10 protein-coding genes and 1 rRNA gene are annotated in these 11,851 nt (G+C 38.9%); all 11 read right to left on the minus strand.

The annotated features are described in order from the left end of the window. Positions 1 to 33 precede the first annotated feature (33 nt). On the minus strand, positions 34 to 513 hold the full coding sequence (gene ispF, locus N0O92_RS19055; RefSeq protein WP_315616230.1) for a 2-C-methyl-D-erythritol 2,4-cyclodiphosphate synthase: 480 nt from the start codon (positions 511 to 513) through the stop codon (positions 34 to 36). Next, positions 510 to 1,202, minus strand: a complete 693-nt coding sequence (ispD, locus tag N0O92_RS19060) for a 2-C-methyl-D-erythritol 4-phosphate cytidylyltransferase (RefSeq protein WP_315616231.1) — start codon at positions 1,200 to 1,202, stop codon at positions 510 to 512. Before ispD ends, ispF begins: the two co-directional genes overlap by 4 nt. Before the next feature lie 214 nt (positions 1,203 to 1,416). After that, a complete protein-coding gene (locus tag N0O92_RS19065; protein ID WP_315616232.1) occupies positions 1,417 to 2,508 on the minus strand; it encodes a PIN/TRAM domain-containing protein in 1,092 nt (363 codons plus the stop codon). Between the two features lie 177 nt (positions 2,509 to 2,685). Beyond that, positions 2,686 to 3,762: a DNA integrity scanning diadenylate cyclase DisA gene (gene disA / locus N0O92_RS19070; protein WP_315616233.1), complete on the minus strand. Its 1,077-nt coding sequence runs from the start codon at positions 3,760 to 3,762 to the stop codon at positions 2,686 to 2,688. A gap of 3 nt (positions 3,763 to 3,765) precedes the next feature. Then, positions 3,766 to 5,139 (minus strand): DNA repair protein RadA, encoded by a 1,374-nt coding sequence (gene radA, locus N0O92_RS19075; RefSeq protein WP_315616234.1) that lies wholly within the window; start codon positions 5,137 to 5,139, stop codon positions 3,766 to 3,768. Positions 5,140 to 5,333: 194 nt separating this feature from the next. Then, entirely contained in the window at positions 5,334 to 7,784 is a 2,451-nt protein-coding gene (clpC, locus tag N0O92_RS19080) for an ATP-dependent protease ATP-binding subunit ClpC (protein WP_315616235.1), read from the minus strand. 18 nt (positions 7,785 to 7,802) lie between these two features. Next, positions 7,803 to 8,879 (minus strand): protein-arginine kinase McsB, encoded by a 1,077-nt coding sequence (mcsB, locus tag N0O92_RS19085; RefSeq protein ID WP_315616236.1) that lies wholly within the window; start codon positions 8,877 to 8,879, stop codon positions 7,803 to 7,805. A 3-nt stretch (positions 8,880 to 8,882) separates the two neighbouring features. Further along, the gene (gene mcsA, locus N0O92_RS19090; protein WP_315616237.1) at positions 8,883 to 9,404 is read right to left on the minus strand and encodes a protein-arginine kinase activator protein McsA; all 522 of its coding nucleotides are present in this window, start codon (positions 9,402 to 9,404) and stop codon (positions 8,883 to 8,885) included. Positions 9,405 to 9,419: 15 nt separating this feature from the next. Further along, complete coding sequence (locus N0O92_RS19095; protein ID WP_315616238.1) at positions 9,420 to 9,890, minus strand: CtsR family transcriptional regulator; 471 nt, start codon at positions 9,888 to 9,890, stop codon at positions 9,420 to 9,422. Between the two features lie 298 nt (positions 9,891 to 10,188). Further along, positions 10,189 to 10,977, minus strand: coding sequence for a VLRF1 family aeRF1-type release factor (locus N0O92_RS19100; protein ID WP_315616239.1), 789 nt, complete (start codon positions 10,975 to 10,977; stop codon positions 10,189 to 10,191). A 750-nt stretch (positions 10,978 to 11,727) separates the two neighbouring features. Continuing rightward, positions 11,728 to 11,843, minus strand: a 5S ribosomal RNA gene (rrf, locus tag N0O92_RS19105). Positions 11,844 to 11,851 lie beyond the last annotated feature (8 nt).

Genomic DNA, 11,851 nt, shown 5'->3' on the forward strand with positions numbered 1-11,851 from the left:
CTATATCACTACTTTGATTCATTTAACCTGTATTTATGACTGCTTCACTAAAAGAATTGCAGCTTGTGACGCAATTCCTTCGCCTCTTCCCGTAAATCCTAGTTTTTCTGTTGTTGTTGCCTTTACATTCACTTGCTCTAATTCAGCTTCTAAAAGCTCAGCAATTCGAGCACGCATCGTTTCAATATGCGGCGCCATTTTCGGCTTTTGAGCGATAATCGTACAGTCAATATTTCCGAGTTTATAGCCTTTCTCTTTTACAATTTCCCAAACATGTGTAAGAAGTTTAGCCGAGTCTGCATCTTTAAAAGCACTATCGGTATCAGGAAAATGTTTACCAATGTCTCCTTCTGCAATAGCTCCCAATGCTGCATCAGCAATCGTATGTAATAACACATCTGCATCTGAATGCCCAAGAAGTCCTTTTTCGTAAGGAATGGTAATCCCACCAAGAATAAGTGGCCTTCCTTCGACTAACTGATGTACATCAAAACCTTGTCCAATTCGTATCATGATTTTTTCAGCTCCTTTTCTTTCAAAATGGCTTCTGCAAAAAGTACATCTTCAGGTGTTGTTAACTTAATGTTTTGATAGTCACCTTCCACAATCGCAACATCTTGACCTAGCCATTCTACAAGGCTTGCATCATCTGTCCCCATCATTCCTGCTTTTTCAGCTTGCATATGTGCTTTCTTTAAAAGGGACAGTTGAAAAGCTTGTGGTGTTTGTATAGACCAAAGTTCTTCTCGATTTAATGTATCCACCACTTTTTCAGCAACCACCTTTTTAATCGTTTCTTTCACAGGGACAGCGACCGTCACAGCCCCCATTTTGTTTGCCTTTTCAACAAGTTGATGGATCACTTCTTTTTTAACAAATGGCCTTGCTCCGTCATGAACCAAAACAATTTGGTCATCAGAAATGGAGTCGATGCCATTCTTCACACTATGTTGTCTCTCTTGTCCACCACTAACAAAACTTGTCACTTTCGTTAGGTGGTATTCTTTCACTATATCTTTCATCATTTGAACTTCGTTTGGATTCACGACAAGAACCACTTCTTCACAATAAATGTCCTCAGAAAATAGACGAATCGTATGTACAATAAGGGGTTCTCCACTAAGTTCAAGAAATTGTTTGTTCTTACCAGCTTTCATTCTTTTCCCTGATCCAGCTGCTAAGACCACCACGCGATAGTTCATTTGATTCTCTCCTACTAGATGTAATAGCCCATATCATCATCATAAAGTTGCTACCATATTTCTAAAACCGATATTTATTTTAGCATGTTCTCCCATTTAATTGCATATGTTTGTGTTAAAGAAAGCTTGTACATGAAGAATTCTAAAAGAAAAGCGCTACCCTCCATGATGAAGTATAGCGCTAAATAATTACTCTGATATGAGTGCAATTTGATTACAAAGCCTTTTCAAGTAGCTTTGGTTTAGCAAAAATCATACGTCCAGCACTTGTCTGAAGCACACTTGTTACAACAACATCAATATGCTTTCCTATATAATCTCGACCGCCTTCTACTACAATCATCGTTCCGTCATCAAGATAAGCCACTCCTTGATGCTGTTCTTTTCCATCTTTGATTACTTGAACTTTTAATTCTTCACCTGGTAATACAACAGGTTTAACAGCATTGGCTAAATCATTAATATTTAAAACGGCTACGCCTTGCAATTCACATACTTTATTTAAATTAAAATCGTTTGTCACAACCATCCCCGAAGAAACTTTGGCTAATTTCACTAATTTGCTGTCTACTTCAGAAATGTCTTCAAAATCACCTTCGTAAATTTCCACGTTAATCGGCAGCTCTTTTTGAATTTTATTTAGGATATCAAGGCCACGACGACCACGATTTCGTTTTAATACATCAGATGAATCGGCAATATGCTGCAGCTCTTCCAAGACAAACTCTGGAATGACAAGCGTTCCTTCTAAAAACCCAGTTTTACAAATGTCGGCAATTCGTCCATCAATAATAACACTTGTATCTAGAATTTTCAGTTGTTTCCCTACTGCCACATCAACCTCTTCTTCTTTTTTCTTCCCTAAATTTCTAGTTAATGTAAATAAGTTAATAAGCTCATCACGTTTTTTGAATCCAATTTGAAAACCAAAATATCCAACAAAGATGGTAACAAAAATAGGAACAAACGTACTCAAAATCGGAATGTTAATGGCATTTAACGGGATACCAATTAAATAAGCAACAATTAGACCAACAATTAACCCCATTGTACCAAACAACACATCTGTAACCGGAGCGCGTACAATGGCTTCTTCTAAAAGCTTCATAACATTTACGATATAATCAGCAAGCCAAAATGTAGCAAAAAAGAAAAGAATTGCACCAATTACAGCACCAGCATACGAACTCATAATCCAAGCAGGGACTTCACCAAAATTTAATATATGGATAAGTTCTGGAATGAAGATAAAGCCCAAAGTTCCTCCAACTAGAACGAAAAAAAGCTGTACAATTCGCTTTAGCATCCATATTCACCTCCTTTTATTATTATAGACAAGAATCCACATTTGAAACCTATCAAACTGCATTTCACATAAATTCTCAGGATTATTCCGTCTTCTTAAACGTGTTAAGCAGGGAATTGGGTATTGAGTCTGATCATTCATCATAAAACGTATAAAACACCGTTGGACCCGTTTCTTTTATATATGCCTATCAACGAACAACTGTTCTTGTATCCTTGTTAGGCCATCTTTAATCATTTTCGCTCGCGGTTCCCCAATTCCTTCTACTTCATCTAACTCATCAATGCTTGCCATCATAATACTTGATAAATTCCCGTATTTTTCTATTAAATTTTCAATGATCATGGATGGAAGTCTTGGAATCCGATGCAAAATACGATATCCCCTTGGGGCAATAGCATGCTCTTGAAGGTTACTATTTTTGTTATATCCAAGTGCTTTCACAATCTCTTGTTCATCATACAACTCTTCCGTCTGAAATTTCGTTAGCTCTTTTAAAATTTCTTTGACATCTTGATTGCCATTCTTAACGTAGTCTTTCAATAAGAAAAGAGCTTCTTCTTCCGTATCGGCAACCAGTTCATTTAATTGCATCGTAATTAAACGCCCTTCGTTTCCTAGTTCATTGATGTAATTTAAAATTTCCCTTTTAATTCTTAATACCATTTGAACGCGATGAATAACTTGAGTTACTTCATGGAAAGTTACTAACTCCTCAAATTCAAGCGCACCTAAATTGGTAATTCCTTGATCTAACACGACTTTATATTTCTCAAGTGTCTGAATAGCTTGATTGGCTTTTGTTAAGATAACCCCAATATCTTTTAACGAGTATCTGTGATCACCTTGATATAATGTAATTACATTCCGACGTTGTGAGATCGAAATGACCAAATTTCCCGTTTGCTTCGCTACACGCTCCGCTGTTCGGTGCCGAATCCCTGTCTCATTCGATGTAATTCCGTTATTGGGTACCAATTGAGTATTCGCATATAAAATCCGTTTCCCATCTTCACTTAAAATAATGGCTCCATCCATCTTCGCTAATTCATATAAATAAGCAGGCGAAAAATTACAGTTAATAAAAAAACCACCGTCCACTATAGGAATCATGGCATTATCATAGCCAATGACAATTAAGCCTCCCGTTTTGGCTCGTAGTACATTGTCAATTCCTGCCCGTAGGTCCGTACCAGGAGCTACAAGTTTTAATACGTTCTGGATAAAAGCTTGTCGCTTTTTCCCTTCATTCATTTATTAACCTCCTAATCCGACTTCTAACGCCCTTTCTAATGTAGGTACACCAATGACCTCAATCCCTTTAGGGTACGTCCATCCCCCTAAATTTTTTTCAGGAATAATCGCACGTTTAAACCCAAGCTTTGCAGCTTCATTTACTCGTTGATCAATTCTGGAGACTCGTCTAATTTCTCCCGTAAGGCCCACTTCTCCTATTGCGACATCGGTTGGACTAGTAATTTGATTTCTGAAACTCGAGGATATGCTAAGTGCAATTGCTAGATCAATCGCTGGTTCATCTAAACGAATTCCACCAGCAACGTTTAAATACGCATCTTGGTTTTGGAGAAGAAGCCCTACTCGTTTTTCTAGCACAGCCATTAACAAGGAGACCCGGTTATGATCAACTCCCGTAGCCATTCTTCTAGGATTTCCAAAACTAGTTGGAGAGATGAGTGCTTGCAATTCAACGAGAACAGGTCTAGTCCCCTCCATTGAGGCCACGACAATCGATCCAGCAGCTCCTTGCGATCGTTCCTCCAAGAAAATTTCAGATGGATTCAGTACTTCTTCTAAACCTACTTCTTTCATTTCAAAAATACCCATTTCATTGGTCGATCCGAAACGATTCTTGACCGCCCGCAGGATACGATACGTATGATGTCTCTCACCTTCAAAATAAAGAACCGAATCAACCATATGCTCAAGCAACTTAGGACCTGCAATTGACCCTTGTTTCGTTACATGCCCGACGATAAAGATGGCAATCCCTCTTGTTTTAGCAATTCTCATAAAAGCAGCCGTACATTCCCTGACTTGCGCCACACTACCAGGGGCTGATGTGATCTCTTCCTGATAAACCGTTTGAATTGAATCAATGACAACAAGTGTCGGTTTCACTTCATCAATAGCCCGTTCAATGAAGGAAATATCCGTTTCTGCTAAGACATAAAGCTCCTCCGCTGTTACGCCTAAACGCTCCGATCGCAATTTCGTTTGCTTAACGGATTCCTCTCCTGAAATATATAAGACCTTTTGCTTTGTCTCTGCCAACTTTGATGAAAGTTGAAGCAAAAGTGTTGATTTACCGATTCCGGGGTCTCCTCCCACTAACACAAGAGAACCAGGGACGATTCCACCACCAAGCACACGATCAAGTTCGACCATAGTTGTGCTGATTCTTGCCTCTGTCTCGCTTTTTACGGAGACAATTGATTGTGGTTTTGAACCGGTTGTTGCCGAAGTAACGTAACTACGACTTGCTTGTTTGGCCGTTGGCTCAAACTCCTCAATCATCGTATTCCAACTTTGGCAGCCTGGACATTTGCCCATCCATTTTGCCGACTCATAGCCACATTCTTGGCAGACAAACTTTGTTTTCTTCTTTGCCATTTTGGTTACTCCCTTCTATCTATTACGTCTATTGTAACAGAGTAGAAGGAAAAAGGTTTACTCAGGCATTTCGTTGCTGATTATCATTCCTAAATAGGATCTTGCTTTATTATATGGTGAAAAGCCGAGGGATTATGACTCTCCCCCGGCTTTTCTTCACATTAGAGCCTACGATTTATGCCGCTAAATTATATTTAGACCTGTAAGTTTTCACGAGTTTCAGACGTTTGAACAAAAAGTTCATCATCTTTCACATCAATAAGTGCTTTTTGACCTTTTGTAATCGTGCCTCTTAGCAACTCTTCAGACAGACGATCTTCAACTTGTTTTTGCAAGGCACGACGTAATGGACGTGCACCATACTCAGGGTCATACCCAAGCTCGGTAATTTTGTCCTTAGCTGCTTCTGTCAGTTCAAAGTCAATTCCTTGCTCACTTAGACGTTTCTTTAACTGATCAGACATCAATGTAATAATCTCACGGATATGCTTCTTCTCTAGAGAATGGAAGACAATGAGTTCATCAATACGGTTAAGGAATTCTGGACGGAAGCTTCGTTTTAATTCATCCATCACTTTCCCTTTCATATCTTTGTATTCTTGCCCTTCTCCTTCTGTTGCAAATCCTAAGAATTTACTTCGTTTCAATTCACTTGCCCCAACATTAGACGTCATGATGATCGCTGTATTACGGAAGTCAACCGTTCTTCCTTTAGAATCGGTTAAACGTCCATCCTCTAATACTTGAAGAAGGATATTAAACACTTCTGGGTGAGCTTTTTCAATTTCGTCTAACAAGATAACTGAATAAGGCTTACGACGAACCTTTTCTGTTAACTGACCACCATCATCATGTCCTACATACCCTGGAGGCGAACCAACTAGTCGGCTAGTCGTGTGCTTTTCCATGTACTCTGACATATCGATACGAATGACTGAATCTTCATCGCCAAATAACGTTTCTGCAACAGCACGAGCTAATTCCGTTTTACCTACCCCTGTTGGACCTAAGAAAATAAAAGAGCCAATTGGGCGCTTTGGATCTTTTAAACCCGCACGTGCACGGCGCACGGCTTTAGAAATCGATTTTACCGCTTCCTCTTGACCAATGACACGTTCATGAAGAATAGATTCCATTTTCAATAAACGATCTGTTTCTTCCTCAGCCAATTTCGAAACAGGAATTCCTGTCCAGCTTGCAACGACTTGTGCAATATCTTCCGCTGTTACTTCTGTATCTTCTTGACCTTGTTTCTTCTTCCACTCATTCTTCATTTCTTCTAACTCTTCGCGTAAACGCTGCTCGGAGTCACGTAAAGAGGCTGCTTTTTCAAACTCTTGGCTTTGTACAGCGGCATCTTTTTCTTTTCTCGTTTCATCTAGACGCTGCTCAAGTTCTTTTAAGTTTGGTGGTGCAGTATAGGATTTTAGGCGAACTTTCGAACCAGCTTCATCGATTAAGTCAATTGCTTTATCTGGTAAGAAGCGATCCGAAATGTAACGATCGGATAACTTAACAGCTGCTTCAATTGCATCATCTGTAATTGTCACGCGGTGATGTGCTTCGTAACGGTCACGAAGTCCTTTTAAAATTTGCTCTGATTCATCAAGTGTTGGTTCATTAACTTGAATTGGTTGGAAACGGCGCTCTAGCGCTGCGTCTTTTTCAATATATTTGCGGTACTCATCTAATGTTGTTGCACCAATACATTGTAGTTCTCCACGTGCTAAAGATGGTTTTAAAATATTGGATGCATCAATTGCTCCTTCAGCTCCACCTGCACCAATTAAAGTATGAAGCTCATCAATGAACAAGATGACATTTCCTGCTTGGCGAATCTCATCCATGACTTTCTTCAAGCGGTCTTCAAATTCACCACGATACTTCGTTCCTGCAACAACGGTCCCCATATCAAGTGTCATCACTCGCTTATTGCGTAGTGTTTCAGGTACTTCGTTTGCAATGATTGCTTGTGCTAACCCTTCAGCGATGGCCGTTTTACCTACCCCTGGCTCACCTATTAAAACAGGATTGTTTTTCGTACGACGGCTTAACACTTGTATGACTCTCTCAATTTCTTTACTTCGACCAATTACAGGGTCGAGTGACTCCTCACGAGCAACGGCTGTTAAATCTCGTGCTAAACTATCAAGAGTCGGTGTATTGGCATTTGTTGCTCCTGAACTCTGACCAGAAGAGCTTCCTACTTCGTTGCTTCCAAGCAATTGTAATACTTGTTGGCGAGCTTTATTTAGACTTACTCCTAAATTATTTAAAACACGTGCAGCGACCCCTTCACCTTCACGAATAAGACCTAATAAAATATGCTCTGTTCCCACATAAGAGTGTCCTAACTTACGTGCTTCATCCATTGAAAGTTCAATGACTTTCTTTGCTCTAGGTGTATAGTGAATGGTTTTCGAGCCTTCTTGGCCTTTTCCAATTAGCGATTCTACTTCTTTTTGGATTTTTTCAGAACCTAACCCTAGTGCTTGTAGAGCTTTCGCTGCAATCCCTTCTCCTTCTCGGATTAAACCAAGTAGAATATGTTCTGTACCGATATTATTATGGCCCAACCTAACTGCCTCTTCTTGTGCTAATGCTAATACCTTTTGTGCGCGCTCTGTAAAACGTCCAAACATCATTGACGTCCACCTCCATGATTATTCGTTCGTTTCTTCCTCTAGTTTTACCCGCTCCCTAATTAGCGTGGCTCTTCTTTCATCCCGCTGTTCAGGAGATAACACTTCGCCAGCATATTGCTGAAGAAACCCTGGCTGAGTCAAAATCATTAATTCATTTAAGATGTTCCCTGATAGACCCTTAATCAAACCTAAATCAATTCCCAACCTAACGTTTGATAAACGCTGGGTCGCTTCTTTTGATTCAATCATTCGACTATGAGCCAAAATTCCAAATGAACGATGTACTCGATCCTCTAGTTGCAATCTCGATTGATCCAATAGATTTTCTCTAGCTGCTCGTTCTTGTTGAATCAACTGTAAGACCACTCCTCTTAGATCTTCAACAATGTCTTCTTCAGATTTCCCCAGTGTAAGTTGGTTAGAGATTTGAAATAGATTACCTAAAGCTTCGCTGCCTTCCCCGTAAATTCCTCTAACAACTAATCCTAATTGATTAATTGCTGGTAAAATTCTGTTCAGTTGTTGTGTCATAGCAAGAGCTGGAAGGTGCATCATAACGGATGCTCTAAGTCCTGTCCCAACATTTGTTGGGCAACTCGTTAAGTAACCTCTTTTTTCATCAAATGCATACGTTAAACGCTGCTCAATCCAATCATCAATTTGATTGGCTTTCTCTAAACCTCTTCCTAACTGGAACCCAGGAAGTAAACACTGAATGCGAATATGGTCTTCTTCATTGACCATGATACTTACTGCTTCGTCTTTATCGAGCAGAACGGCACCATGCTTGGAATGGTCTGCTAGATTAGGACTTATCAAATGCTTTTCTACGAGTACACGTTTTTCATTGGCCTTCATATCGTCAATGCGTAGAATCTCTAGAGAGCCAACTTCAGCAAACTCTTCTTGAGTTAGTGCCTCTCCGATATGTTTCGATGTTGCATAAGATTCTTCCATTGACGCTAGTAAAGGAAATTTATATTCTTCAAGGTTCCTAGCTAATCTTATTCGGCTACTTAGCACAATATCCGAATCTGGACCATCTTTTTTCATCCAAGGACTTAACGCTTCTGAAATAAACTGTTGGAGTGACATGTTTTAGTCCTCCTTTTGCTCATTCTTTTGTTTTTCTAATAATCGGATTTGATCTCTAAGTTCTGCTGCTTTCTCAAACTCTTCTTGATCAATAAACCCTTTCATTTCGGCTTTTAATGAATCAATTTGACGTTGTAATTGAATTCCTCCACCAATTCTTTCAGGAAGCTTCCCTGCATGTGTTTGATTGCCACTATGCACCCTTTTTAAAATTGGGCCCAATTTCGATTCAAAGCTTTTATAACAATTTGCACAGCCAAACCTTCCTACTTGAGTGAATTGTTCATAAGTCATACCACATTTTTCACAAGTTGGTTTTTGCTCTTGTGTTTCTGCCTTTACTGGTTGTTCAAAATGTAATAGTCCCGATAAGAGCTGATGAATAGAGAAACTATTTCCACCCGGAAAATATTCACCTTTTTCTTTTGCACACTGTTCACAAATATGAAACTCTGTCTTCTCGCCATTAATAATTTTGGCAAAATGTAAACTTGCTTTCCTCTTATTACATTCCTGACAAAGCATGAATTTTCCTCCCCTCTACGATAATTCTTTATATTTTAATGTCTCTACCATAGCTATTAAAATATTTGCTCTTACTTCATCTCGGTGTTGAATATTTGCATTGTATAATGTTCGATCCATTACACTAATCATTAAATTGGCTTCTCGTTTCGTAATAGCCTTTTCTTCAAATAAACGGATAATAATGTTTTCGGCGGTACTCTGATCAATGTTTTTACCGCTAATTTTAATCATCTGATCAAAAAGGTCTAGATGGTCATGCGGACTCACTTTCATTATCCGAATATATCCTCCGCCACCTCTTTTGCTTTCTACTTGATACCCTTTTTCAAGTGTAAATCTAGTTTGAATAACATAATTAATTTGTGAAGGGACGCATTGAAATTTTTTAGCAATTTCACTTCTTTTGATTTCCAACGGATCATCTCCACTATTTTGAATGGTGGCTTTTAAGTACTCTTCTATGATGTCAGATATGTTTCTCAAGCTTTGCCCTCCCTCCAATTCTGACTTTGACTATCTTTGACTTTATAAGTATTATATGCGCTTATTTTGAAAAGTGCAATATGTATGAATCATTACTAGTATAGCCAGGCTTGTCTAGTTGTTAACCTTATATTATTAGATAAACATGCAATATTTTACTCATATTTTTGACGAATCTTGTATATGTTTTTAACTAACAACAAATTGGTAGGAACGATAAACGCAAAAAGCATTGAAAAAGGACTTTGCCTCTTTCAATGCCTTTACTAAATTGACAAGTTTGCACTGATTTAAAAAACTATGAAGCGAGTACTTGGCCAATAATTTCTTTAGAAGAAAATTTTTTGTAGTTTTTATTTACCTTTTTCACTGATGGAAATAGAAGTTGTTTCTGAAACTCCGTTGTTAACCCTTGTTCACCAAGTAAATAGATTGTAGACCACTGTTTGCTTTCTGCTTCTTTTTGAATCATGTTGGCTAGATTTCTATAGGCTCGTTGCTGATTGGCTTCGAAACGTTGATTATATTTATCACGATGACTTGCTCGTTTGGCCATACGTTCACTAGCTGCAATCCCATCGTATTGCTTCCAGTCGTCGTTCTCAATTTCTAAATCATAAAATCGTTCGATGTTCACTTCTCCTAAGCTTGTCTCAATTAAAAAAGCATCCTCTTTTTGAATAAATACAATTCCCTCTTTTGGATACTGGTCCATTAAGTTCTCTAGCTGTTCTACTCTTGGTTTCCTTTCCCAGTAAAACTCGTTCTCTACAGAAACTTGAAGTTTCCTAAAAAAGAAATCTCCTTGTGGTGATACAAATACAACAAGACTTTTTGGTAACTCGGTTTGGATGGCATAGATTGCATCGCTTGCTTTCTTCTTAACTTTTTTAAACGCCTTTATGTTTGCTTCATTACTAGCATCAATGTATTCTTCTAATTTTTTCAGACCATTTTTCAAACGAATCTTCCATTCTCCTCTTTGTTGGTCGTTGCTTGTTTGATCTGTACGTAAGTAAATCGTTAAGTAACCATGTTTACAAGATTCCTTTTTCAGTTCGCGGAGTTCTTTTTCTACTATCATCATTTTCGTCCTCCTTTATGTTTCTGTAGAGAAAAGCTCTACTATGGAGGTCTATAACCTAGTTTGAGTTTGGTTAAACATGATGTGGAGGAAAAAACGTTACTGTTTGCACACTAACGTTCACTATTCTTGGGTTAGAGAAATTCAATAAATAAAAAAAATTAAATTTATGCGGCAAATTCGATGATGTATGCGGCAAAACTGTAGATCTTTGCGGCTATTTAAAAATTTATGCGGTAAAATGCTAACCATTTGCGTTTTCGATTATTTATTGCGGTTCATTTTTTCGATTTGCTGGAATTGACCTTTTTATGCGGCTGAAATAGTGGCTTTTGCGTTTGATTTATTATTTATGCATAGAAATGTAGTTTTTTGATCAGAGAAGTTTACTCACGATGTAACCATCTGCTTATTTGAAGGTGATGTTGGTTCTGCTGCATTAATATTACGCGCGCCCCTACTTCCTCCTTTTTGTGCGGAGCGTGCCCGCCTGGCAACGTCCTGGCTCACCCTTTCTCTTCTACGGGGATGATTACCATGAAGTGATCTCTTGGAAGTGTCCCACGTCGTGTTATGAAGAGAAAGGGTTCGTCTCACAGGGGGACACGATGTATTCCAAGAAGTTTATTCATGATGTAACCATCGGGCTCAGTCATGGAAGACGTTGGTTCTTCGAACCAAACGCTCTTCAGCGCCTTGAGGAATAGGTTTATGCACACAAAAAAAGACAATCCATTGGATTGTCTTTTATCTGCCTGGCAACGTCCTACTCTCACAGGGGGAAGCCCCCAACTACCATCGGCGCTGAAGAGCTTAACGACCGTGTTCGGCATGGGAACGGGTGTGACCTCTTCGCTATCGCCACCAGACTATAGAA

Source organism: Alkalihalobacillus sp. MEB130, from assembly GCF_032335535.1.
In the GTDB taxonomy this organism is placed as follows: Bacteria; Bacillota; Bacilli; order Bacillales; family Bacillaceae_D; genus Halalkalibacter.